This window comes from Alkalicella caledoniensis, assembly GCF_014467015.1.
Lineage (GTDB): Bacteria > Bacillota > Proteinivoracia > Proteinivoracales > Proteinivoracaceae > Alkalicella > Alkalicella caledoniensis.
This window is the reverse complement of record NZ_CP058559.1, coordinates 522,822-547,868: the sequence shown is the minus strand read 5'-3', so window position 1 is coordinate 547,868 and position 25,047 is coordinate 522,822. Positions and strand designations below refer to the sequence as shown.

Genomic DNA, 25,047 nt, shown 5'->3' with positions numbered 1-25,047 from the left:
AAAAAGTAGTATTGCTCATAAGGCAATACTACTTTTTACTTTAGTTACCATCAATTCTTGTATAAACATGAAAACCCCTAATATTATAAATATATCCCCTATGCTCAGGATTTGGGGTAGAGGGTATGGTCTAGGGATTGGAATGATATCAGCTAAATAGTAAAGTTTTGTTTCATCCGTTACTAGGCTATGGCGGATATCCATTTCTCCAAAGTGGACTTTGGAATACTCATCCATTTGAACAGGCATTGTTCCTTGGTTAGCAGTAATCACTGCGAAATTAAGTAGGCTTCCGATGAGTAGCAATATCATGGATTTTTTAGGGAAATTCATGATGATTCCTATAAATATAAAGAGGTATGTAAGGATGTGTACATATAGAAAGCTACTTATCAAAAAATCTGAAATTACACCGGAACCCTTTGTATATAAAATGTTAGATATTGTCTGTGTAAGAGCTGCTGCAACAAACAAATACCAACCCTTGAGTTCAATAAGTAATAAATCCTTAAAGCTTCCTTTACGTAACTTACCCACAAGAAGTGATGAAATTACTGGCTCAAGATACATGTCTTGCTTCCTCATCTTCATTGTAATTTGTCACTATTTCCACAAAGGTTTTTGCCAGTGTTGGCTCAAACTGCCTGCCAGCATTGTTTGCTATTTCTTTTAAAGCAAACTCCTTGGTTAATTTTTTTCTATATGGTCTGTCAGATGTTATGGCATCAAAGGTATCAGCAATGGCTATAATTGAGGACTCCACAGGAATCTCACTTCCACTAATCTGATCAGGGTAACCTTTACCATCATAGCGCTCATGATGGTACTTAATTATTACCGCTATATCCTTAAGAAAATCAACGTTTCGTAAAATGTCATACCCTATGATAGGGTGTTTATGAATAGTGGAAAACTCCTGGTCAGTTAACTTCCCAGGCTTATTTAGAATTGAGTCATCGATCCCAATTTTACCTATATCGTGTAAAACAGATGCTGTCTTGAGGTTATCAAGCTGTTTAGATGAAAGTTTAGCAGCTTGTCCTAACATCATTGCATATTTTTGGACCCTAGTAGCATGACCACTCGTATAAGTATCCTTTGCATCCATGGACTTGTTAAGAGCATTGATTGTCTCCATGTAAGTCTGGCGAAGTTCTACGTAAAGCTTATATGAGTATCTTGATAGGAGTAACGGGCCGAAAAAAAGGAGTACTGCTCCCACACCATAGCTAATATATGCCAAAGCAATAATGACACCTATTGTTCCAACACCAGCGGTGTTGGGTAATAACCCTTTAAGGTTCTTGAACCAGAGTTTAAAGAAAGATTCTCCTGACATAATAAATAACAAAGCAGCAATGAAAGAGCTATTTAAAACCACATAACACAATAAGCTAAATAAAATAGGAGGTAGGCTAAATATGAAATTCTGATCTCCAACCGTTCCTCCTAAAGTAGTAAAAACTATACCAGTAATTGAAGAGGAAATAAACAATTGAGATGCATTGAATAGTGTTTTGTAATAAGGAGTGTTAAAAATATGAGAATATCCAGTGTTATTTTTTACAATCTTAAAAGAAACTCCACAGGCAGCCGTTAAAGCACCCACGAAAGGACCAGCCGTGAAAATTGCCGCTATAGTAATAGCTAATCCGACAGACACCCCGACACCATTAGGGAGTTCAATTACCAAAGAGTCTGTTATTATAATTAAAATACACCATAATAAAAGAGACGTGAAACTGGCTACTCCATACTTTGATAATGTAAAGAAGAACAGAATAATTGATAGCAAAGTTAAAGAGAATATATACAACAGCATATTATTTTTTTTCATGAGAACACTCCTTGTATATAATAAGGCCGACTAGGGTATTAAAGCCACATAAAGTTCGCGCTGCTCGCAAAAATTAATGAAAGTAATCCTACTAAAGCACCGATTAACTTTTTCATATGAATATAGCCTCCCTTACAATAGGTACTTTGCTGTCACGCTAATGCAGCATGCTATATTCGCTTCGCTAGGTTTAATTTATTTAGTCGACCTTATAAGCAAAATTATAAAGCTTTTAACATGGGGCGGTTGATTGCATCTAGTGTTGCCTTAACCACCGCTTCTTTTATATCTCTATGAACATAAGCAGATCCAGATAAAAGCTGTTCAGAGGAACTGTCTAGATAAGTAATTCCCACTACAATTAATTCTTTTCCTGCTAGATTATAGGTTTTAATATCCTCTAAAATAAAGGTGTTTGGACAATTAACAAACTGCTCCACAGCCTTTAAACTTGCGATACCTAAAAGTTTTAAACTATTTGAAGAAGTATTCGGACCAGAGGCCACTCCCTCAAAGACTTTATCATCCTTTTCTAAAACCACCTTCACAGTAGCTCTTTTTTCAATAGTAGAAAACTCAATGGAGCCGATCTTTAATCTAAAATCCTTCAAGTCTACCTTTTCACCTTTAATTTGCGCTATACTAATTCTTTTGTGATCAATATCCATATCAAACTTAGATATCAATAAAGATTGAATATCCCTTGAAATTTGCTTGCTGTGACGATTGTCATCAGCTAATATATGTAACTCAATTATTTCATTCTCGTTGCTTAATACAATTTTAGCTGAAATAACGGAGTTTAGCTTGCATAAATATGTTTCCAACAGTTGCATATCCATCAAAACACGCCCTTTATAACTATTTTTTTAAAACTACCTAAGATTACATTATTCTACATAATAATTGGAATTTCCTTCTATTTGGATATAATAATTATTGATACTTTTATACTAATTAAAGATTTTGAAAGGGGACGACCTGTTTCGACAAGTTTCGCCACAGGGATATGCTATACTTCACTTACGGGTGTTTAGATTTTTTTAAGGGTTAAGTATATATAAAAAAAGAGCCATTTATGCTGGCTCTTTTTTAAATTCTTATAATCTTCCCGATCGCATAATGGATATAACCAAAAACAAAGCTAATAATGCAGCTAAGATATATCCTACTAGTCCAAGTATTGATATATCGTAAAAAGTAGGGCCCGTATGGGAGGAAATGACTTCAGAGGAGCCTATGACCAATGCCGCAAGAATTAACCCAATGACTATCCTGTCTGCTGCTTTAGTTATTTTGTTTACGTTATTGTCCAAATTGGTATGATCCATATGTACTTGTATAGTTCCAGATGAAAACTTAGACAACACAGAAAGCATTTTTTCAGGGATTTTCATGGTGGCCTTAGTAAAGCGATAAATGCTTTCTGCGCTTTTAAGAAATTCACCTTTTACATCTTTAGATTTAAGGATTTCTTCCCTTACATAGGGGGTGGCTATATCCATTATGGTAATTTCTGGTGCTAGTGTTGCTAGGTTTCCCTCCATAAGTAAAAAACTCTTAAGTATTAAGGTTATTTCTTTGGGTACTGAGATTTTATGTGCTCTACAGACAGCAAACAATCTATCAACTAGTTCGGGGATATCTATATCATACATTGATGCACTGACATAGTAATTATAGATGTCTTCGATGTCACTTTGTAGGACCATTCTATTAACAGGTCCTTTTTTTACACCCATTCTAAGAATTGTGTGGGTGATTGCCTCTATGTCACCGGTTACCACAGCAAAAAGTAGCTGATTAAACTTAGTTTTAAGCTGAGGTGAAAGTTTACCTACTAAACCTAGATCCAGATATGCGATTTTATTCTTGCTTATATAGATATTGCCTGGGTGTGGGTCCCCGTGGAAAATGCCATCATTAAAAACTTGCTTTAAAAAGTTATGAACTAGTTTGTTAGCGATATCATTTAGGTCATAGCCAGCATTTAAAAGATTGTATTTATCAGATATCTTAAAACCATCTATATACTCCATAACTAATAATTCCTTTGTCACATACTCAGGGTATAATTTAGGAATCTTCAAAAATCTAACATCTTTATTAAGTGCTGAAAAGGTCTTAATATTTTCAGCTTCGTTTATAAAATCTAGCTCCTCTTTCACTGCGTGATAAAGCTCAGCGAACATCTCTTGTGGGTTTAAAATACTTCCCTGTGGGATGAACTTTATAAACCTTGTTACTTTGCTCAGTAAAGCTAGATCATTAAGCATAATGCTTTCAATGTTTGGCCTTCGGATTTTAACCACTACACTTGCACCACTTTTCAGTGTAGCCTTGTGTACCTGTGCCATAGAAGCGGAAGCAATAGGCTTTTCACTAAAAAACTGAAAATGATGGGATAGTGGGCCACCTAGTTCATCAATAATAATTTTCTCAATTATCTCTATACTAACGGGGCTTACTTCGTCTTGAAGCTTTTCAAATTCCCGGGTGAATTTATCTGGTAGAATATCTGGACGTGTTGAAAGTATTTGGCCTATTTTTATAAAGGTAGGTCCCAATTCCTCAAGTGCTTTCCGCATTTGTTCAGGACTGTTAATACCTTCTTTAAAACCGTATTTTAGTAAAACTGAAACAATCTCTCGAAACCTTTGCCGTTTGTTTTTGACTTTCATATGGCTATAAAACTAAGAGTGTGACTAAAATTGTCAACACTCTATTTATTCTCTAAAGATTCTATTCTAGTTTTTAAATCTTCTATATCTTCCTTTGTTGCTAAGTTCCCTTGGGCTAAGATTTCATTTAGATTAGTTGCATCAAAGGTAATATTTGGGTTTGAGCTTTCAGTTCCTTGAGACATAAGTTTTGTCTTTAACTCTTGATTTAGCTCCTTGCCTTGATGTACTGTTAATTCGCCTTTTTTTACCATTTCATCAACTGTTTCCATGGCTTTTTCATAGGCCATAGCAGCTGAACCTATACCAGCTAACATTATATTTCTAAAAGTTCTTTCAAGTTCCATAAAACAACCTCCCTATTAATTAATTGGTTCCTTAATTAATAATATATCCCTGAAACCCAAAAAACATGAATGAATTATGTCATGATAAACTTGTTATGAAATCTAACGGCCTAAAAGTCTAAAAAATATCTTGACCATAATGGATCTAATTGTTATACTATCCCTAGTAAGTTGATAGGAATATAGGGGAATGAATAATAAGGAGAGTGAACTAACATGGCTGATTTTAACCAGCTATTTGATCAATGGGCAGAAAGCTACGATAACACCGTATTCGGAACAGATAACGAATATAAAGAGGTATTTGAAAACTATAATGGGATACTTAACAGCATATGTAAATATATAGATGACAAAAGACACGGTATTACCCTTGAAATAGGTATAGGAACTGGTAACCTAACTGGCTTACTGGCTCAAAGGGGCCACCATGTGATAGGAATAGAGCCTTCCACAGAAATGCGTAAACTGGCCACGGGAAAACTAACAAGGGTTACGGTATTAGACGGTCACTTTTTAGATGTACCCATTTACAACAAAGTTGATAGCATAGTTACATCCTATGCATTTCACCATCTAACACTAGAAGAAAAAGAAAAGGCCCTTATATATTTAGACGGTTTGTTAAATGAAGGTGGAAAAATTGTTATAGCCGATACCATGTTCAGCTCCCTTCAATACAAAAAGGACCTATACAAGCAAGTTGAGCAAGATGGAGCAGTAAACCTACTTAACGATTTAAACACTGAATACTACGAATTACTTGATGACGTTACAGAATTGTATGAAAAAATAGGTTACACCTATAAAGTTGAGCAAATGAATAAGTATGTATGGACAATACTAGCACAAAAAGGAGGCAAAGAGTAATGGAAAAAATTATCGTGGAGAGTTTTACAATGGACCATACTAAAGTGGAAGCACCATTTATAAGAAAATGTGGAGTTATTAATACTCCTAAAGGTGACATAATCAATAAGTTTGACTTAAGATTCACCCAGCCAAATGGTGATACAATGCCAACTGGTGCTGTGCATGGTCTTGAACATCTACTAGCAGGATTTTTAAGAGAAGAATTAAATGATATAGTGGATATTTCTCCAATGGGGTGCCGTACTGGTTTTTATCTAATTAAGTTAGGTGAAGAAGAAGAGTCAGTAGTTGCTAAAGCATTAGTAAATGCCCTTAAAAAAGTACTAGAAGCTACAGAAATTCCAGCTGCAAATCCAGTACAATGTGGTAACTATAGGGACCTTTCTCTTTTTGGTGCTAAAGAATATGCCAAAGAGGTAATAGAAAAGCTTTCAGCAAAATACGAGCTATAGGAGGGGAAATAGATGAAATTCAACACACTTGTAATACATGGTGGAATAGATGGAGATAAACACACAGGTGCAGTTACGGTACCAATTTATCAAACATCAACATATAAACAACCTGCACCAGGTGAACATACAGGCTACGAATATTCAAGGACAGGCAATCCCACAAGGGTTGCACTAGAGCAATTGGTTGCTGACTTAGAAAAAGGTCACGCAGGCTTTGCATTCGGTTCTGGGATGGCAGCTATATCTTCTGTTCTAATGATGTTTGATTCCGGTGATCACTTTATTTTCAGTGATGATCTATATGGTGGTACCAGGAGAGTTGTGGACAAAGTATTTAGTAAACTTGGATTTAACTACAGCTTTGTTGATACAAGTTCAACAGAAGCTATAGAGAAGGCAATAAATGAAAACACTAAGGCTATCTATATAGAAACACCAACTAACCCTTTGATGAAGCTAACAGACATAAAAGCAGTTGCTTCAGTGGCAAAGATTAACGATCTATTGACAATAGTAGATAATACTTTTATGACTCCATATCTTCAAAGGCCCATTGAATTAGGAGCTGATATTGTTCTACACAGTGCAACAAAGTACCTAGGAGGTCACAGTGATTTAGTGGCAGGAGTTGTAGTTGTAAACAGTGAAGAACTTGCTCAAAGGTTACACTTTATACAAAACTCAGTTGGTGCTATTTTAGGACCACAGGATAGCTGGCTACTAATTAAAGGTATTAAAACATTGGCCCTTAGAATGGAGAGACACTGTGAGAATGCCCGCAAAGTAGTAGAATTTTTACAAAAACAAAGTTGGGTAAGGAATATTTACTATCCAGGACTCTTAATGGGGGACAATGCTAATCTAAAAGAGCAGATGTCAGACTTTGGAGGGATGATATCCTTTGATGTAGAAAGCCAAGAAATTATGGATAAAATATTCAACAACCTAAAAACATTTACATTAGCGGAAAGTTTAGGTGGAGTAGAGAGTTTGATATCTGTACCAGCACTTATGACACATGCATCTGTGCCTAAAGAAGTAAGGGCCCAACTAGGTATAACAGATACCTTAATCAGAGCCTCTGTGGGTGTTGAAGATATTGAAGATATTTTAAAGGATTTAACAATCTAAGTTAGTTAGGATTGGTGAGAAAATGCAAGTTTATAATAATATTTCTGAAATGATAGGAAACACCCCTATTTTAAAAATTAACCATATAGACTTACCAGATGGTGTAAATCTATTGGCTAAGCTTGAATTCTATAATCCCGGTGGGTCCGTAAAAGATAGAATAGGTGAATATATTATTAAGGAAGCTGAGAAAGAAGGCACTATAAAACCAGGTGCAACAATTGTAGAAGCAACGGCTGGCAACACAGGAATCGGAGTAGCATTAGCTGCCATGGGCAAAGGATATAGGGTAATATTTGTGGTGCCAGAGAAATTCTCTGTGGAAAAACAAGTAATCATGAGATCCCTTGGAGCAGAGGTTATCAATACACCTGAAAAAGATGGGCTTAAAGGTGCATTTAACAAAGTAGAAGAGCTAAAAGAAGAGATAAAAAATGTCTTTGTGGTGGATCAGTTCAACAACCCTCATAACCCTGGAGCACATTATCATACAACAGGAAAAGAGATTTTTGAACAGTTATCAGGAAATGTTGACTATGTTGTAGCAGGAGCTGGGTCAGGTGGTACTATCACTGGTGTTATGCAGTACTTAAAAGAACACAACCCTTCTGTCAAAGGAGTGCTAGCAGATCCTGAAGGATCCATAATAGGTGGTGGAACTTGTGGATCCTATAAGATTGAAGGTATTGGTAACGACTTTATACCTCAGACATTGAACATGAAATATATAGATGAGGTTTTTAAAGTAAATGATGATGAAGCTTTTAAGGCAGTCAAGGATTTAGCAAAAGATCAAGGTATTATGGTTGGCTCATCTTCCGGAGCTGCCATGGTAGCAGCACTAAAACTTGCAAAAAATATCACCCATGGAAATATAGTTGTTATATTCCCAGATAGGGCCGATAGATATATCAGTAAAGGAATTTTCGAATAGTAAAGGCGCCCATTCGGGCGCTTAAATGAAGAAAAAGTCATTTCTAAGAATGTCGCATATTAAAGCGTCGCTAAAGCTCCTCTATATGGAACCCTAGGTTCCCTTCGAATATCACCCTCCTTAACGGCAGGGGTGAACCCCTACAACCCCAAAAACCATAGAGAAAATCACTCTATGGTTTTTTGTACAAAATTCTGCGTCGAGACTTAAGGCTTCTATCTAAACTCCAGAAGGGTACCGCTCCAATTCACCATCCATGGTGTAGGGGGTGGTCTTGTACCACCCTGACCTCCAAAAGGGCTAGATAGTTTTGATTGTAAGGGTCCCACAAGGGGACCCCCTACCAGTCTCCTCGAATAAATTGTGCCGCTTTTTAATATGCCTTTCTTGGGCCAATGACTTTTTCTAAGATTTGAATATAAGCTGAAGCGCCCATGGGGCGCTTTTTTATATATGCTCAAAAAACTGTCATATTTCCTCCCGCACAAGAATATATTTTTCTCTAATGGAAGTTTTGGAAGGAGGAGATATAATGAACAAGAAGGAATGTATTGCATTAGTACTAGCAGGGGGGCAGGGTAGCAGGTTGGGAATACTTACATCTAAACTTGCTAAACCAGCAGTACCATTTGGGGGGAAATACCGTATTATTGACTTTACATTAAGTAATTGTGCAAACTCAGGTATTGACACAGTAGGTGTACTCACACAATATGAGCCACTTACTTTGAACTCATATATAGGTGTTGGAAGCCACTGGGGTCTAGACAGAAAAAATGGGGGGGTTACAGTACTTCCGCCCTATGTACGAAAAACAGGAGGTAGGTGGTATATGGGAACAGCTGATGCCATCTATCAAAACATGGATTATATAGACATATATAATCCAGAATATGTACTTATACTCTCAGGTGATCACATATATAAAATGGACTATTCCCTAATGCTAGAGGAGCATATGAAAAATAAAGCAGACCTGACAATAGCAGCAATGACAGTAAATTTAGAGGAAGCAAGTAGGTTTGGAATAATTATAACCAATGTATTAGGTGAGATAATTCAATTTCAGGAAAAACCCAAAAAACCTAAAAGTGATCTAGTGTCCATGGGAGTGTATATCTTTACATGGGAAAAGCTAAAAAAATATTTAACTGCAGATGCTTCTTTAGATGTTACTTCCCATGACTTTGGGAAAGACATAATTCCTGCTATGCTTAAAGATAATCAAAGATTATATACTTATAGATTCAATAGCTACTGGAAAGATGTAGGTACAATTGAAAGCTTCTGGGAAGCAAACATGGACTTACTAGATGAAAGCAGTAAACTTAATTTAAGTGATAGAAACTGGAAGGTTTATTCAGTTAACCCAGCCAAACCACCCCATTATATTGGGGTATCAGCTAATGTATCTAACTCATTAGTGACTGAGGGGTGCTCCATAGAAGGAAGTGTGGAAAATAGTGTGGTTTTTCCAGGGGTTGTAATAAAAAAAGGTGCAAGTATAAGAAATTGTGTAGTTATGACAGGAACAACTATAGGAGAGAACACCCTTGTAGATAATTCAATAATTGGTGAAGAAACAATTATTGAAAAAAACTGTATCATAGGACTAGGGGATGGAAAGGGAATAACAGTAATAGGAGAAAACGTGAAGATACAGCCCTATACCCATGTTAAAAAAGGTGATGTTTTTGATAACCTAACAAGCGGGGGAGGTAATTAACAATGAGAGAGGTTATGGGAATTATAAATGATACAATAGTGGGAGAAAATCTAAGGGATTTAATAAGCCATAGATCAATCGCCGCCATTCCCTTTGGGGGTAGATATAGGCTAATAGATTTCCCCTTATCTAGCATGGTGAATTCAGGGATTAGGAATATAGGTATTGTTACACAACGAAAAAACAGATCGTTGCTAGAACACTTAGAATCCGGGGCTGACTGGGATCTTAATAGCAAAAAAGATGGACTTTTTATATTACCTCCTGTTTTTGAAAAGGAAAGCTACTACAAAAATTTAGGTGATGTTGACTACTACCATAAACACCTAGACTATTTAAAATTCAGCACACAAAAATATGTATTATTAGCCAACTCAAATGTAATTTATAACATGGATTTCAATGGACTTTGGGATTTTTTTAAACACAAGAAAGCCGATATAGCTTTTGTCTACCAGCAGATGGAAGATAAATTTCAAGCTCACAACCATACAATGTTTGAAATGGACAATGAGAGGGTTACAGATATAGCTGTCAATCCACAAAAAAAGATTAACAACAATCTTTCCCTAGGTATCATGCTGATAAAAAAAGAGATTCTTATTGAGTTGATTGATCATTGCATAAGTCGTGGCCTTGACGACTTAGTTAAAGATGGAATTATACCGAAAATAAATCAATTGAAAATGATGGCTTACAGCTATAAAGGTTTTTGGGGTAAAATTCATAGTACCTGTTCTTACTATAAGTATAGTAAGAAACTATTAGAGTCTCAAACATGGAAAAACCTCTTTATATCACCCCATCCCATATTAACAAGAGTTCAAAATGAGCCACCTGCGAAATATTGTGCTGGTTCTAAAGTGGCAAATTCCCTGATTGCAAATGGCTGTATTATAGAAGGTAGCGTAGTAAACAGCATACTATTTAGAGGTGTAAAAGTTGAAAAAGGAGCTGTGGTAAAGGATAGTATAGTGATGCAAAAGGGTGTTATAGGGCTAGATGCCACCTTAGAAAACGCAATTTTAGATAAGGATATAGTACTTAATGAAAATACTAAGATAATCTCTCCCAAACAATACCCAACTGTCATAGAAAGGCGCACGAGGATGTAAATCTATGACTATGAAAATTTTACATGTAGCTTCTGAAGCCGTACCCTTTATTAAAACTGGAGGTTTAGCAGACGTAATAGGTTCACTGCCTGTGGAGTTAAAAAAACAAGGTGTAGATGTGCGGGTTGTTCTGCCTAAATACAAGGACATACCAGTTAAGTTTACAGAGCAAATGAAGTGGATAAAAAGTATTGATGTGCCAGTTGGTTGGAGAAATCAATTTTGTGGCATAGAGGAATTGGAATTAGATGGAGTGAAGTACTATTTTTTGGATAACAGATACTATTTTGGTCGAGATGGTCTATATGGATTTGTAGATGATGGAGAGAGATTCTCTTTTTTTTGTAAAGCTGTGGTTGAATTTTTACAGCATGTGGATTTTATTCCAGATATTGTTCATTGCCATGACTGGCATAGTGGCATGGTACCTTTGATTTTGACTGAAAAGAAATCTATTGAGCCTTTATATTCAGATGTAAAAACTGTGTTTACAGTTCATAACCTTAAATTTCAGGGGGTTTTTCCAAAAGAAGTCCTAACAGACCTATTGCAAATTAGTGATTTATATTTTAACCTAGATGGAGTTGAATTTTATAACAACATAAGCTTTATGAAAGGTGGCATAAACTTTTCCCATGTATTTAACACTGTAAGTCCTACTTACGCACAAGAGATCAAACACCCTTTTTTCGGTGAAAAACTTGAAGGCTTAATATGTTACAGGCACGAAAAATTAAGGGGAATACTCAATGGATTGGATTATGCTAAATACAATCCTGCTGTAGACCCATTAATATTCGAAAACTACAGTTTAGATACCATTGAAAAAAAGTATACAAATAAAATGGTTCTCCAAACTGAACTAGGCCTTCCCCATAGGCGTGAGGTACCTGTGATAGCTATTGTTAGTAGACTTACAGAACAAAAGGGATTACCCCTTGTGGAAGGGGTAATTTCTGAAATGCTAGGTATGGATGTCCAATTTATTATATTAGGGACAGGGGATAAAAAATACGAGGAATTATTTCACAGGGCTCAGGAACAGTTTCCCCATAAAATTTCCTTTAGTAATACATTTAACGAAGGACTGGCACAAAAAATTTACGCAGGTTCTGATATCTATCTTATGCCATCTTTATTTGAGCCATGTGGGTTGAGTCAGTTGATAGCATTAAGATATGGAACCATTCCAGTAGTTCGTGAAACAGGGGGCCTAAAAGATACCGTAACACCATACAATAAGTACACTGGTGAAGGCAATGGTTTCAGCTTTGAAAACTATAACGCCCATGAGATGCTATATACTATTGAGAGAGCAGTTAACATATATTACAATGAAAAACATATATGGTACCATTTAATAAAGAATGCCATGGAATCAGACTTCAGTTGGGAGAAATCAGCCAAAGTCTATTTGGAAATGTATAAAGAAATATTGTAAAGAGTACAAAAAAACCGCCAATTCCTGGGCGGCTCAGCTTGTAGACAAATCTAAGACAAAGTCATTGACCCTAGATGTGTATATTAAAAAGCAGTACAATTAATTCGAGGAGACTGGTAGGGGGTCCCCTTGTGGGACCCTGACAATCAAAACTATCTAGCCCTTTTGGAGGTCAGGGTGGTACAAGACCACCCCCTACACCATGGACGGTGAATTGGAGCGGTACCCTTCTGGAGTTTAGATAGAAGCCTTAAGTCTCGACGGAGAATTTTGTGCAGCGTTTAATATGCGACATTCCTATAAAATGACTTTGTCATCAATTTAAGCCGCCCAAATACCTTGGGCGGCTTAAATTTTTATATCTTTTTTTTAATGGGGTAATTCTTTATGGAAGATTAAATCATCAATATATTTACCTAACTTGTCATCCCAATGATGTTTATGTACTGTACCTGACCATTGGAAACCTGCAGATAGTAGTGTTGTAAAGGAAGAAGTATTATTGCTATAAACATAAGCTCGAACCATCCATATACCTTCTAGTTGCAATTGCTCCAAAGAGTAATTCAAAAGCTTTTTGCCCACTCCTTTGCCCCTGCATGCCTTAGTTAAAGCTGAAGCGATATGGCAACTGTGCTCCTTACCTTTTTCACCTTGAGTAGCTTTAAAGATACCAACCAGTTTGTTATCAATAAAAGAGCCATATACATAAACCTTAGGGTCCTCAAGCCACTCAATCAAATCTTCTTGGCTATTAACCCTTATAAATGATACACCAGCCTGTTCTTCCTTTAACTCTGCAACTAAATCCATAATTGGACCCATATGATCTGTGGTAATTTTACTGAATGTTAAATCCATAGACATAACTCCCCCTTTGCTAAATATATTATCCAACATTTTAGCTTTTTTGTAAAATAGTTTTTGTGGGGAGCACTTACTGTTAAGGGCTGTAGTCAGCACAGGGAAATACAGTGAAGAAAACTACTAGAAATTCACGGGGACTTTGTATGCAGTAACAACAAATAAGCTATATCAACCAATTTCTTGGATTTTTCGTTACGCAAGTAATTTATATCTAAATCACCAAGTCTTACCCTGTCTAATCCGTCACAGTCCTTAAACAATTTAAGCAAGAAAACAGCTCTATTGCCATCTCTAATGCTATATTGGCCAGTTTGGTTATAAATTTTCTTATCTGATTTACAGTGGTTTTCCATTATATATTTTAGAACATTATCGTCTTCGCAACCTAATGATTGAGGAGAAAGAAGGGCCAACTGATGCATTTTCCTATAGCTCAATTCTCCGTGTATAGCGTTTATATCTTGGTTGATTCTGCCTATGTCATGGAAGATAGCACTTGTAAATATTAATTCTTTGTCTTTGTCGCTTAAGTTATAGAGCTCTGATAGGAGTATACTTAAAAACAACACCCGGTTAGCATGTCCAATACCATGTATACCTGTAGGTGTATTCAGATAACTTGTATCCAATTTAGCTGCCCATATATTAAAGGTAGCAAGTATTTTATCACATGTGGAGTTTTCATTAGGAAAATCCCTAAGCTTGTATAATTCTTGAACAAAGAGTTCTCTTTTTAGCATTTTCTGTATTCCTCCCTATATATTATTTTAACCAATGGTAATATTAAGTTATGTAGAGGGGTGCAAAAATTGCTATTAAAAAAAGGTAAGCCATGGGCTCACCCTATTAAGCAGTATATGAAAAATCAGGAATTATATCTTCAACGATAATACTATTTATATCTAGCATGTCAAAAGTATATGGATCAATTTTTCTCCCTTGCTCACAATGAATTTCTACCACTGGTCTAGTATAAAAGTTCTTATTAGAACTTTTTACCATGCCTTCTCTGCCGTCTGAAAGTCTAACATAGCTACCCACAGGGAAAGGGTTAACAGTTTGAGCAAAGGCTTGAACTATCTGGAAATCGAAAAAAGATCCTCCACCGCCTAATATGTACTCCCTAGCTTCCCATAAAGAAATCTCTTTTCTGTAGGGGCGATTTGCAGTCAATGCCTCAAAAACATCACATGCTGCTACAATCCTTCCAAAAGGGTGTATTTCATCACCTTTTTTCCCTTGAGGATACCCAGTACCATCCCACTTTTCGTGATGATCTAAGCTTACAATCCGAATAATAGCAGATAAATCAGTATACTCTTTTAAAAAATCGAAGCCCTTTCGGGAATGACTTTTCATAAGCTCAAATTCTTGATTAGAAAGGGCACTGGGTTTAAGTAAAATATCCTTTGGGACAAATAGTTTTCCAATATCATGAAAAAGTGCACCAATGGCCAGGTCATGGAGCTGGCCTTTAGTATAACCCAAAGTTCTGCCAATGGAAATGGAAAGAAACATTACGTTTAGGCAATGTTTGTATGTGTAGTCATCATAAGAAGATACATTTAGTAAATTAAGAAATATTTCCCTAGAGTTTAGTATCTCATCTATGATTTCATCAACAATATCACTAAGCTCTCCTAAAGAAGAATGGATATTACCTTTTTTAGAAACAATCATACCCGAGATTCTTTTGCTTAAAAGCATTGTTTTTTGAACAAATTTAGGTTTTATAATATCGTCAATCTCATTTTCTGTGTACTGGCTTGCAATGTAGACAGAATTGTATCCAAGGCTTACAATCTTACTAATCATAGATTGTGTTAAACCAGTATTTTTAGCAATTAGTAGTTGACCATTTTCGTTGTATAGTGATTTTCCTAGTATATAACCTTCTTTAACGCTGACAATAGGTACTAGTCTCATAAATATCCTCCTGGTGTAAATATAAATTGTCTAAAACTATTATAGCTTCTATGGATAATATTAGAAAGACAAAAAAAAATAAAATTTTTGTTATTTAATAATTATATGGAAAAAATAGTAAGATAATAAACATATCAAACTGGAGGCAACAAATGAGACCATATTTTTACTTTGTTTATACAACGGCCACTATATTATATGGCTTAGTATGTTATTATATAGGTACTAGAATTTTAAGAGTATTATCCCAGTGGATCCCAAATTTGAATCTATTTGTATATTGGTTTTTATTCGGTTCCATTGCTGCATCTTATGTAATAAGTAGATTTTTTAAAGCATATATACCTTTATCTCTAACAAAAATAATAACAAATATTGGTGCGTACTGGTTAGGGATATTGTTTTACCTTATATTTATGTTTGTTATTCTTGATATAATATCTCGGCTACTTGAAGTGACAAATATTGCTAATGGTAGTTTAACACACAATCCATTGTATTTAAATGCTACGGGAGTACTAATTTTCTTTACACTTTTTGTAGTATTAATCTACGGTACACATATAGCTAGAAACCCTGTGATAGTGGAGTATGATATTCACATCCCTAAAGGGGCTAAATTAGAAAACCTCAACGCTGTGCTGATTACAGATGTGCACTTAGGAAAAATCATCGATAACAAACGTTTAATGAAAATGGTTGATATGGTTTATGATATTGATCCAGACATAATTTTTTTTGCTGGGGATATAGTTGATGAAGATATACGGCCATATGTCAGTGAACAGATGTATAAATCATTTGGCAGGCTTAAACCAAAGTACGGCATGTATGCATCCTTAGGAAATCATGAGTATGTAGGAGGACATGTAGAGGAAATAACCCACTACCTTGAAAAGTCAGGGATAACTGTTTTGATAGATGAACATGTTTTAGTAGAAGAAAGTTTTTATGTGGCTGGAAGAAATGATCCCACAGGGGCTCGTATTTCAGGAGTTCCAAGGAAGAGCTTGGATGAGTGGTTAGTTGATATTGATAAAGACCTACCCTTGATAATGATGGATCACCAGCCCAAGAGTATAAATGAGGCTGAACGAGGAGGAGTTGACCTCCTACTGTCAGGACATACACACAGAGGCCAAATTTTCCCCAATGCCATTGTTACAAACTTTATCTTCGAAAACCATTGGGGATTATCTGAAAAAGGAGATATGAAAGTAATAGTTTCATCTGGATTTGGTACATGGGGTCCCCCCATAAGACTTGGAACCCGGGGAGAAATAGTTAAAATAAATATTTCATTTAATTAGGAGGTTGATTTTTTATGGGAAAAGCTTTAGTGGTTTTTTATTCATTTGAAGGTAATACAAAATTCATTGCGGAGAGTATAGCCATGACCATAAATGCTGATATTGTTGAAATTAAGCCAGTCAATGAAATAAAAACCAAAGGATTTATGAAATACGTTTGGGGAGGGAGCCAAATAATGATGAAGAAAAAGCCAGATATAGAGCATGTAGACATAGAGATAGATAAATATGATGTTATATTTGTTGGCACCCCAGTATGGGCTTGGACCTATGCACCACCTGTTAACACATTCATATCAGAGCACAACATAAAAAACAAAAAAGTTGCTCTTTTTACCTGCCATGGGGGACAAAATGCAAAGACCTTTGAAAAATTAAAAGATGCTCTACCAGGCAACTCATTTGTGGGGGAAAAGGATTTTTTTGAGCCCCTTCTAAAAGATAAAAACTTTAATGCTAATAGAGCAATGGAATGGGCAAAGGCCATTATGCAATAAACTAAAAGTTCAAACATTAAATGTTTGAACTTTAGGACAATATATGTTACCTTTATATTTGGGAGTTACAATATTCATATTATAAAAAATACATATAATTCGGAGGGATTCAAAATGGCGGTAAAAAGACCTAAAGCTGAACCTTTTAAAATTAAAATGGTTGAGCCTATCAAAATGATTTCCAGAGAAGAACGTGAAAACGCTCTAGAAAGGGCAGGTCACAACCTGTTCAGTCTTGATAGCAAAGATGTTTATATCGATCTTTTAACTGACAGCGGTACAGGTGCCATGAGTGACAATCAATGGGCAGGTATGATGTTAGGTGACGAAGCTTACTCCGGAAGTAGAAATTATTACAGTCTGGCTAACGCTATTAAAGACATTATCGGATACAATTACACCATCCCTACACACCAAGGTAGAGGTGCAGAACAGGTATTATTTCCAATTTTAATCAAACCAGGTCAATTTTGTATATCAAATATGCATTTTGATACAACTAAAGCTCATGTGGAGCTAGCTGAGGGAAGAGCAATAAACACAGTTATAGATGCAGCATATGATACTACTACTCCTCACCCATTTAAAGGTAATTTTGACCTTGAACAAACTGAAAAAGTAATACAGGATAAAGGCAAAGAAAACATAGCCATGGTTATTATTACAGTTACTTGTAATAGTGCCGGTGGGCAACCTGTTTCCATGGAAAATATCAAAGCTACATATAACTTAGCTAAAAAGTATGACATTCCAGTGGTAATAGATGCTGCAAGATTTGCAGAAAATGCATACTTCATTAAGAAAAGAGAAGAAGGGTACCAAGACAAAACTATCCGTGAAATAATTAAAGAGATGTTTAGCTACGGTGATGCCCTTTCCATGTCAGCTAAAAAAGACGCTATTGTAAATATCGGTGGTGTACTGGCAATAAAAGAAGATGAAGAACTGTACAACCAGTGTAGATCAAGGGTAGTTCCCCTTGAAGGTTTCCCAACCTACGGTGGATTGGCAGGACGTGACATGGAGGCCCTAGCTAGAGGGTTATATGAAGGGTCTGAACTTGATTTCTTAGAATATAGGATAGGTCAAGTGGAGTATTTAGGTGAGAGACTTAAAGAGGCTGGCATTCCAATTCAGTACCCCGTGGGAGGTCACGCAGTCTTCGTAGATGCGAAGAAGATGCTACCACATATACCATACTATCAATTCCCAGCTCAAGCACTGGCAAATGCACTTTATGTTCAATCAGGTGTGCGTAGTGTTGAGATAGGATCTTTCTTACTTGGTAGAGATCCTGATACTGGAGAAAATCTAGAATCACCATTAGAATTATTGCGTTTAACTATACCAAGAAGAGTATATACAAACGACCATATGGACGTAATTGCTGATGGGCTAATAGCAATTAAAGATTTTTCTTCAGAATTAAAGGGCTTAGAATTTACCTACGAGCCAAAGATTTTGAGACATTTTACAGCTAGGCTTACGCCAGTAGAATAATAAAAGATAAGACACCACAAAAGCAAAAGTGGTGTCTTATCTTTTGAAAACAAAGTGTAAACTTTTATAAAAACACTTCACATAAGTTAAATAATCTAATAAAATAAAAATGGTGCTAAAACTATGATATAATTATAGATAGTGAAATATAATAAGGGGGGATGTTAAAGGGGAGAATGATGGAATAACTATAAGGGAGGTATATTTTTTTATGAATATCGCTTTTTTTCTGACTCCGAAAAGTGACGTTATTTACGAGTCTGATGATGCAACAATGAGGCAAATACTTGAGAGAATGGGGTACCATAGATATACAGCCATTCCATTGATAAATAGTGAAGGTAAGTACGTAGCGACTATCACAGAAGGTGATTTGCTTTGGAAGATGAAGAACTCACCTGATCTTAGCTTTAAAGACACCAGCAAAGTATCCATCAAAGAAGTTCCAAAACACATAACGAACAAACCAGTTTCTATAAACTCAAATATAGAAGATCTGATAGAACTTGCAGTAAATCAAAACTTTGTGCCAGTTATCGATGACAAAGGAATCTTTATAGGTATAATAAAAAGAAGTGACATTATGAATTATTGCTACGAAAAGTATCTAGCGGCAACATCAAAGGCTGCATTTAACACAATAGATGAACAGGAATATGTGGGAAAAAGACACCGTGAATAGGTGTCTTTTTATATTTTGGGGTAGTATGATTTTAGGTGTCCAGAAAATGGAACGATAACAAACCAACCGGAATAAGAATGAACCGCTTTAATCTCATGCTAACTGGGTTTTGCAAATATGATGGTTTATATTCATTCCGTAGTTATACAATTATTTTTTTAGAAAGCCTATAAACAGGCCTTTTAATCATGGCATGATACTTGCATATCTTTCCATGGAATAATATGTAACTTAATAAAACAAATAAAAAACTAGGGAGGAAATTTACAGCAATGTCAATTAGATGGAAAATAATCGCAGGAATAACTATACTAGTTATAGCATCAACAGCATATCTAGGATTTTCGAGCTATAAAACAGCAACAGAAATTCTTACAGATGAATTCAAATTAACGTCTTATCAAACAACCCAATTAGCAGAAAAAACACTAGATATTTACTTAAAGTCCCTTGAGGACACTTTGACCAGCGTAACTCTTTTAGAAGAGGTGCAAAGTATTGCCCAGTCAGAGGATAATCAAGCCAAGATGTTAGAGAGATTTAAATCTGTTTCAGATACCTACGATGAAATCACACATGTTTATCTTGGTCTTACCGATAGGGAGTTTTATACATATCCCCCTGCAGACCTACCAGAAGGATATGACCCCACAAGCAGAAACTGGTACACAGAAGCAGTAGCTAAAGATGGACTAATATGGACAGATGTTTATGAAAGTAGTAACGGATTAGGCATGGTTGTTACAGCATCAATGCCACTATACAATAGTTATAACCAAGGTGAGTTAGTGGGAGTAATTGCCATAGACATTAATCTATCTAATCTTCAAGGGTTTATAGATGGAATAAGAATTGGTGAACAGGGTACAGCTGCCCTAACAGCAGGTGACGGTAAAGTAATAACCCATGAGAATCATACTTTGATAGGTAAAATACTTCCAATTGAGGAACTTGTGAGTGCTTTGAGTGGTAAATCAGGGGAAGTTGAATTTACATATGAAGATGAAGAACGCATATCAATGTTTAGTACAATTGATAGGACAGGTTGGAAGATTATCGGAACACCGGAACTTGCAGAAGTTCATAACCAGGTAGGCATTATTTTAAATGACATTCTTATCAATGGAGCAGTTACAATCATATTCGCATGCCTTATAGGGTTTGGTTTATCATTAACAATTACAAAGCCAATTAACTCTTTGGTAAAAGACTTAGACAAAATCTCCAATGGTGACCTTACCATAAAAACCAATATTAAGTCTAAGGATGAAGTAGGAACATTAGGCAAAGCAGTAAATAAGATGGTGGACCAACTATCTATACTCTTTCAGGATGTACAAATCGTTTCCCAGCAATTATCAATTGCATCGGAGACATTAGCAGCAAATACAGAAGAGACGACGGCATCAACAAGTGAAGTTTCCAGGGCAGCAGAAGAAATAGCTAAGGGTGCTTCAGAGCAAGCCAAAGATGTAGAAACATCTTCTGAGATGACTAGAAATTTAGATAATAAATTCTTTGAATTAAATGAAGGGTCACAACAAATGCTTGCGTTAACTAAAGAAGTGGTAAAGGCCAATGAAAGTGGAAGCAAGGCAGTAACGGATCTTATAAATGCAAACAAAGAAAACAATGCAGTAACTGAGAACATAGAAAGAACTATCGTTGAATTAAACAACAAAACCCAATCCATAGGTGGCATCTTAGAAACAATAAGCAGTATATCAAATCAAACAAACTTGCTTGCACTAAATGCTGCAATTGAAGCTGCAAGGGCAGGGGAAGCAGGGAAAGGCTTCGCTGTGGTAGCAGATGAAATAAGGAAACTTGCTGAGCAGGCAGGGAAGTCCACTGGAGAAATAGCAGGCATTGTTTCAGAGATCCAAGGACAAAGTAGCCGTTCCGTGGAAATAATGCAATCTACAAAACAGCAGGCAAAAATCCAAAACATTGCAGTAACAGATGTTGACACTGCTTTCTCAACTATATATGAATCCATAGGTAATATAACTGGACGCATAGAGAACATAACATCATATGTTGAAACAATGAGTAAAGATGGTAAAGATATAGTTAATGCAATCCAGAGGGTTGCAGCTGTATCAGAAGAAACAGCTGCATCTTCTCAACAAGTTACAGCATCCATGCAACAAACTGCCATGGTAGCTGATGAGGTTGCCAAAGCAGCTGAACAACTAAATGATCTATCAGAAAAACTAAGCAAAGAAGTTCAAAAATTTAAGATATAATAGAAGGACTCCGAGAGGGGTCCTTTATTATATCTTTTTCTGTTATCCTAAACTTTTCCATGGTAATTATTTCCCTGTGACCTATGTACTATTGTTTACTATTTCCATTGTGATAGTATTATAAATTGTAAAAATATATTACTTAAGGAGGCTTTAAAGTTGAACATATCTATTCAATGGAAAATTATCGCAATTGTTATCCTACTTGTTGTACTACCAATGTCGTTTCTAGGGTATATGAACTACACAAACACCACCGAGATCCTCATAACTGAGTTTAAACTAACATCAAATCAAACATTAGACCTGGCCAATAATACAGTAAATATTTATCTAGAAGGACTGACAAATTCATTAGTGAGCATGTCAAAACTAGAAGAGGTTCAAAGGGGAACTGAATCTGAATATTACATAGAAAGAATGCTTGAAAATTTTCAGTCAGTGGCTGAAACTTACGATGCCATAACCCATGTATATTTAGGTACACCTAATAAGGATTTTTATATCTACCCACATGTGGAATTAGAAGACTATGATCCCACAATTAGGCCTTGGTATGTGGATGCACTAGCCAGGGACGGACTAATATGGACAGATGTATACGAAAGTGGGGATGGGTCTGGCTTTGTGGTATCTACAGCTGTTCCTATTTATAACTCCTTTGACAATAATGAATTTATTGGGGTTTTAACCTTTGATATAAACCTATACGAGCTCCAAGGCTTTGTGGATAGTATTAGAATTGGGCAAACTGGTACAGTTGCTTTACTATCTGACAACGGGACTATAATTACACATCCAGATCGTGAATTAATAGGAGGAATACTTCCTATAGATGAATTATTAGCAGCTATAACTTCAAACAACTCTGGTGAATTAGACTTTGAATTCCAAGGTGAAAGCCGTTATGCAGTTTACAATACAATAGAGAGCACAAGATGGAAGATTATCGGTTCACCAGTTTATGATGAGGTATATAGCAATGTATCAGTTGTACTAAGAGACCTAATTATAAACGCTATTATAGCAATAGTTATAGCAGCTTTACTTGCTTACCTACTATCCTTTACCATAACAAAATCCCTAAAGCAGCTAGTGAAAGACCTAGAGAAAATTAGTGCAGGAGATTTCACTGTAAAAACTAATATAAAATCTAAAGATGAGATAGGTACATTAGGGAAAGCAATAAATCAAATGGTTGACCAGCTTGGAAGCCTACTTAGGGATATTCAAAACGTATCCCAACAGCTTGGCATGGCATCTGAAACCCTAGCTGCAAATACTGAAGAAACTACAGCTTCCACAACAGAGGTTTCCAGGGCAGCTGAGGAAATAGCAAAAGGAGCTACAGAGCAAGCTCGGGATGTGGAGACAGGATCAGAAATGACCAGAAACCTCGATGAGAAATTTGTTGAACTTACCCATGGTTCAACAGAAATTCTAGGGCTTACCAAAGAAGTATCCTCTGCAAACGAAACAGGTAATAAAGCAGTTTCAGAACTAGTGAATGCAAATAAAGAAAACAATACAGTTACAGAAAACATCGAAAGAACAATTATCGAATTAAATAATAAAACACAATCTATCGGTGGGATACTAGAAACAATAAGTAACATATCAAATCAAACAAACCTCTTAGCACTTAATGCTGCCATAGAAGCAGCTAGGGCAGGAGAAGCGGGTAAAGGTTTTGCAGTGGTTGCAGATGAAATTAGAAAACTTGCGGAACAAGCAGGAAAATCTACTGGTGAGATAGCTAGTATAGTTTCGGAAATTCAAGGAGAAAGTAGTCGTTCAGTGGAAATCATGCAAAAGACAAAAGAACAGGCAAAAATACAAAATCTAGCCGTTTCTGAAGTAGACTCAGCCTTTACAACGATATCTAAATCCATTGAAAATATCACAGGTCGGATAGAAGGTATAACAAAATACGTAGACTCAATGGCACAAGATGGTAGAGAAATAGTAGATGTCATACAAAGGGTGGCAGCAGTATCAGAAGAAACAGCAGCTTCCTCTGAACAAGTAACTGCATCTATGCAGCAAACTGCAATGGTAGCTGAAGAAGTGGCAAAAGCAGCAGAACAACTAAATGACTTATCAGACAAATTAAACCAAGAAATAACTAAATTTAAGATATAATCAAAAGGGCTCCCGTTGGGAGTCCTTTACTTTAACCTAAACTTGGATGTATTGCTGTTCTGTGTCCACATATGGAATTTCCCCTAAAACTTGTTAATTTATTCTCAAAAAGGGTATAATCGTGAAAAGGAACTAAATGGGAGGTCATGTAATGAAAATAACTAAAGTAGATATTTATCCAATAAGATTACCACTTATAAAACCATTCGTAATAGCCTATGATTCGTATCCTAATATGCCGTCCATAATAATAAAAATACATACGGACAATGGCAAAGTGGGGTATGGTGAATCAGTGCCAGATGAACACGTTACAGGGGAGAGTTTCTTTTCAACCATAGCACTCCTTAAAAACAATATCATACCCAAAGTAATTGGACTTAATCCCTTTGATATAGAAAAAATCCATCAGATCATGGATAAAACAGTGAAAAATGCCCCAGCAGCAAAAGCTGCCATTGATATAGCCTGCTATGATATCATGGGAAAAGCTTCAAAGCAGCCCCTTTATAACTTGATAGGTGGTAGATATTGGGATTATCTTGAAATACCCCATGTACTTAGTATAGGTGAGGCTAAAGAAATGGCTTGTGAAGCCAAAAAAGCAGTGGAAAATGGATTCACAACTGTTAAAGTTAAAGTGGGTGATTCTGACCTTTGCAAAGATATAGACCGTATAGTCTCCATACGCCAAGCAGTAGGTAGAAAAATAAAATTAAGAATAGATGCAAATCAAGGATGGGTAAACTCCGCAAATGCCCTAACGGTGCTCAAAGATATTGAAGATTGTAATATAGATTGGATTGAACAACCTATATTAGCCGATGATATAAGGGGACATGCTCGTATCCGGCAGCAAATTAAAATACCCCTTATGATAGATGAAGGATTACATGGTAGTAAGGAAATGCTAGAAATCATAAACACTGAGGCAGCTGACATGATCAATATCAAATTAATGAAATGTGGTGGTATATACCCTGCCCTAAAACTTGTACACCAAGCAAAAATGGCCAATATGTACTGTCAAGTTGGATCAATGGTAGAATCATGTATAGCATCACTAGCTGGGGCACATCTCTCTTTAGCACAGAGCAACATAATATCAAACGAGATGGTTGGACCCCTTATGTTTAGCAAAGACCTTGGAAAAACTGATTACCAGGGAAATAAATTATATCTCTCAAAATCTCCTGGTTTAGGGGTTGAAATAAACGAAGAGGTCCTCTCGAAATTAGCATATGATGTAGTTGTATAATTACATAACCTTAGGAGAAACTACTTATTTAAATAAGTAGTTTTTTTATGCACACAAAATTTACCTGGATTCACTT

At 36.0% G+C, this 25,047-nt stretch carries 22 protein-coding genes; 14 read left to right on the top strand and 8 right to left on the bottom strand.

Annotated elements, in window-relative coordinates; all coding sequences use genetic code 11:
• Window positions 1-15: 15 nt before the first annotated feature.
• The 5 genes from HYG86_RS02805 to HYG86_RS02785 form a co-directional block, all read right to left on the bottom strand.
• Window positions 16-591, bottom strand: coding sequence for a DUF5317 domain-containing protein (locus HYG86_RS02805; protein ID WP_213167431.1), 576 nt, complete (start codon window positions 589-591; stop codon window positions 16-18).
• A complete protein-coding gene (locus tag HYG86_RS02800; protein WP_213167430.1) occupies window positions 560-1,837 on the bottom strand; it encodes an HD-GYP domain-containing protein in 1,278 nt (425 codons plus the stop codon). The genes HYG86_RS02805 and HYG86_RS02800 overlap by 32 nt, the downstream gene beginning before the upstream one ends.
• Window positions 1,838-2,058: 221 nt before the next feature.
• A complete protein-coding gene (locus HYG86_RS02795; RefSeq protein WP_213167429.1) occupies window positions 2,059-2,664 on the bottom strand; it encodes a hypothetical protein in 606 nt (201 codons plus the stop codon).
• 273 nt (window positions 2,665-2,937) lie between these two features.
• On the bottom strand, window positions 2,938-4,518 hold the full coding sequence (locus tag HYG86_RS02790; RefSeq protein ID WP_213167428.1) for an ABC1 kinase family protein: 1,581 nt from the start codon (window positions 4,516-4,518) through the stop codon (window positions 2,938-2,940).
• A gap of 41 nt (window positions 4,519-4,559) precedes the next feature.
• Window positions 4,560-4,865, bottom strand: a complete 306-nt coding sequence (locus HYG86_RS02785) for a phasin family protein (RefSeq protein ID WP_213167427.1) — start codon at window positions 4,863-4,865, stop codon at window positions 4,560-4,562.
• A 216-nt stretch (window positions 4,866-5,081) separates the two neighbouring features.
• Here HYG86_RS02785 and HYG86_RS02780 point away from each other — a divergent pair, with 216 nt between their 5' ends.
• From HYG86_RS02780 to glgA, 7 genes are all read left to right on the top strand, one after another.
• Entirely contained in the window at window positions 5,082-5,735 is a 654-nt protein-coding gene (locus HYG86_RS02780) for a class I SAM-dependent methyltransferase (RefSeq protein WP_213167426.1), read from the top strand.
• Window positions 5,735-6,190, top strand: coding sequence for an S-ribosylhomocysteine lyase (locus tag HYG86_RS02775; protein WP_213167425.1), 456 nt, complete (start codon window positions 5,735-5,737; stop codon window positions 6,188-6,190). The genes HYG86_RS02780 and HYG86_RS02775 overlap by 1 nt, the downstream gene beginning before the upstream one ends.
• Window positions 6,191-6,202: 12 nt before the next feature.
• Window positions 6,203-7,324, top strand: coding sequence for a bifunctional cystathionine gamma-lyase/homocysteine desulfhydrase (locus tag HYG86_RS02770; RefSeq protein WP_213167424.1), 1,122 nt, complete (start codon window positions 6,203-6,205; stop codon window positions 7,322-7,324).
• A 22-nt stretch (window positions 7,325-7,346) separates the two neighbouring features.
• Window positions 7,347-8,258 (top strand): PLP-dependent cysteine synthase family protein, encoded by a 912-nt coding sequence (locus tag HYG86_RS02765; protein ID WP_213167423.1) that lies wholly within the window; start codon window positions 7,347-7,349, stop codon window positions 8,256-8,258.
• A gap of 532 nt (window positions 8,259-8,790) precedes the next feature.
• The gene (locus tag HYG86_RS02760) at window positions 8,791-9,984 is read left to right on the top strand and encodes a glucose-1-phosphate adenylyltransferase (protein WP_213167422.1); all 1,194 of its coding nucleotides are present in this window, start codon (window positions 8,791-8,793) and stop codon (window positions 9,982-9,984) included.
• A gap of 2 nt (window positions 9,985-9,986) precedes the next feature.
• Entirely contained in the window at window positions 9,987-11,099 is a 1,113-nt protein-coding gene (glgD, locus tag HYG86_RS02755) for a glucose-1-phosphate adenylyltransferase subunit GlgD (protein WP_213167421.1), read from the top strand.
• A gap of 10 nt (window positions 11,100-11,109) precedes the next feature.
• Entirely contained in the window at window positions 11,110-12,540 is a 1,431-nt protein-coding gene (gene glgA / locus HYG86_RS02750) for a glycogen synthase GlgA (RefSeq protein WP_213169081.1), read from the top strand.
• A 369-nt stretch (window positions 12,541-12,909) separates the two neighbouring features.
• Here the strand turns inward: glgA and HYG86_RS02745 are convergent, their stop codons facing one another.
• From HYG86_RS02745 to HYG86_RS02735, 3 genes are all read right to left on the bottom strand, one after another.
• A complete protein-coding gene (locus tag HYG86_RS02745) occupies window positions 12,910-13,401 on the bottom strand; it encodes a GNAT family N-acetyltransferase (protein ID WP_213167420.1) in 492 nt (163 codons plus the stop codon).
• Between the two features lie 134 nt (window positions 13,402-13,535).
• Window positions 13,536-14,147 carry an HD domain-containing protein gene (locus tag HYG86_RS02740; protein ID WP_213167419.1) on the bottom strand — a complete coding sequence of 204 codons (612 nt, stop codon included), beginning with the start codon at window positions 14,145-14,147 and terminating at the stop codon, window positions 13,536-13,538.
• A 106-nt stretch (window positions 14,148-14,253) separates the two neighbouring features.
• Window positions 14,254-15,333, bottom strand: a complete 1,080-nt coding sequence (locus tag HYG86_RS02735) for an HD-GYP domain-containing protein (protein WP_213167418.1) — start codon at window positions 15,331-15,333, stop codon at window positions 14,254-14,256.
• A gap of 152 nt (window positions 15,334-15,485) precedes the next feature.
• Here HYG86_RS02735 and HYG86_RS02730 point away from each other — a divergent pair, with 152 nt between their 5' ends.
• The 7 genes from HYG86_RS02730 to HYG86_RS02700 all read left to right on the top strand — a co-directional run bounded on the left by HYG86_RS02730 (window position 15,486) and on the right by HYG86_RS02700 (window position 24,971).
• Complete coding sequence (locus HYG86_RS02730; RefSeq protein ID WP_213167417.1) at window positions 15,486-16,643, top strand: metallophosphoesterase; 1,158 nt, start codon at window positions 15,486-15,488, stop codon at window positions 16,641-16,643.
• A 14-nt stretch (window positions 16,644-16,657) separates the two neighbouring features.
• Entirely contained in the window at window positions 16,658-17,140 is a 483-nt protein-coding gene (locus HYG86_RS02725) for a flavodoxin family protein (protein ID WP_213167416.1), read from the top strand.
• A 114-nt stretch (window positions 17,141-17,254) separates the two neighbouring features.
• Window positions 17,255-18,640, top strand: a complete 1,386-nt coding sequence (locus tag HYG86_RS02720; protein WP_213167415.1) for a tryptophanase — start codon at window positions 17,255-17,257, stop codon at window positions 18,638-18,640.
• 211 nt (window positions 18,641-18,851) lie between these two features.
• Window positions 18,852-19,322, top strand: coding sequence for a CBS domain-containing protein (locus tag HYG86_RS02715; RefSeq protein ID WP_213167414.1), 471 nt, complete (start codon window positions 18,852-18,854; stop codon window positions 19,320-19,322).
• A 272-nt stretch (window positions 19,323-19,594) separates the two neighbouring features.
• Complete coding sequence (locus HYG86_RS02710) at window positions 19,595-21,571, top strand: methyl-accepting chemotaxis protein (RefSeq protein ID WP_213167413.1); 1,977 nt, start codon at window positions 19,595-19,597, stop codon at window positions 21,569-21,571.
• Between the two features lie 159 nt (window positions 21,572-21,730).
• Entirely contained in the window at window positions 21,731-23,713 is a 1,983-nt protein-coding gene (locus HYG86_RS02705; RefSeq protein WP_213167412.1) for a methyl-accepting chemotaxis protein, read from the top strand.
• A 151-nt stretch (window positions 23,714-23,864) separates the two neighbouring features.
• Entirely contained in the window at window positions 23,865-24,971 is a 1,107-nt protein-coding gene (locus tag HYG86_RS02700) for a mandelate racemase/muconate lactonizing enzyme family protein (RefSeq protein ID WP_213167411.1), read from the top strand.
• Window positions 24,972-25,047 lie beyond the last annotated feature (76 nt).

Coding starts and splice junctions, on each gene's coding strand:
- HYG86_RS02805 (WP_213167431.1), bottom strand. CDS start 591: ATGAAGATGAGGAAGCAAGACATGTATCTTGAGCCAGTAATTTCATCA.
- HYG86_RS02800 (WP_213167430.1), bottom strand. CDS start 1,837: ATGAAAAAAAATAATATGCTGTTGTATATATTCTCTTTAACTTTGCTA.
- HYG86_RS02790 (WP_213167428.1), bottom strand. CDS start 4,518: ATGAAAGTCAAAAACAAACGGCAAAGGTTTCGAGAGATTGTTTCAGTT.
- HYG86_RS02785 (WP_213167427.1), bottom strand. CDS start 4,865: ATGGAACTTGAAAGAACTTTTAGAAATATAATGTTAGCTGGTATAGGT.
- HYG86_RS02780 (WP_213167426.1), top strand. CDS start 5,082: ATGGCTGATTTTAACCAGCTATTTGATCAATGGGCAGAAAGCTACGAT.
- HYG86_RS02775 (WP_213167425.1), top strand. CDS start 5,735: ATGGAAAAAATTATCGTGGAGAGTTTTACAATGGACCATACTAAAGTG.
- HYG86_RS02770 (WP_213167424.1), top strand. CDS start 6,203: ATGAAATTCAACACACTTGTAATACATGGTGGAATAGATGGAGATAAA.
- HYG86_RS02765 (WP_213167423.1), top strand. CDS start 7,347: ATGCAAGTTTATAATAATATTTCTGAAATGATAGGAAACACCCCTATT.
- HYG86_RS02760 (WP_213167422.1), top strand. CDS start 8,791: ATGAACAAGAAGGAATGTATTGCATTAGTACTAGCAGGGGGGCAGGGT.
- glgD (WP_213167421.1), top strand. CDS start 9,987: ATGAGAGAGGTTATGGGAATTATAAATGATACAATAGTGGGAGAAAAT.
- glgA (WP_213169081.1), top strand. CDS start 11,110: ATGAAAATTTTACATGTAGCTTCTGAAGCCGTACCCTTTATTAAAACT.
- HYG86_RS02745 (WP_213167420.1), bottom strand. CDS start 13,401: ATGGATTTAACATTCAGTAAAATTACCACAGATCATATGGGTCCAATT.
- HYG86_RS02740 (WP_213167419.1), bottom strand. CDS start 14,147: ATGCTAAAAAGAGAACTCTTTGTTCAAGAATTATACAAGCTTAGGGAT.
- HYG86_RS02735 (WP_213167418.1), bottom strand. CDS start 15,333: ATGAGACTAGTACCTATTGTCAGCGTTAAAGAAGGTTATATACTAGGA.
- HYG86_RS02730 (WP_213167417.1), top strand. CDS start 15,486: ATGAGACCATATTTTTACTTTGTTTATACAACGGCCACTATATTATAT.
- HYG86_RS02725 (WP_213167416.1), top strand. CDS start 16,658: ATGGGAAAAGCTTTAGTGGTTTTTTATTCATTTGAAGGTAATACAAAA.
- HYG86_RS02720 (WP_213167415.1), top strand. CDS start 17,255: ATGGCGGTAAAAAGACCTAAAGCTGAACCTTTTAAAATTAAAATGGTT.
- HYG86_RS02715 (WP_213167414.1), top strand. CDS start 18,852: ATGAATATCGCTTTTTTTCTGACTCCGAAAAGTGACGTTATTTACGAG.
- HYG86_RS02710 (WP_213167413.1), top strand. CDS start 19,595: ATGTCAATTAGATGGAAAATAATCGCAGGAATAACTATACTAGTTATA.
- HYG86_RS02700 (WP_213167411.1), top strand. CDS start 23,865: ATGAAAATAACTAAAGTAGATATTTATCCAATAAGATTACCACTTATA.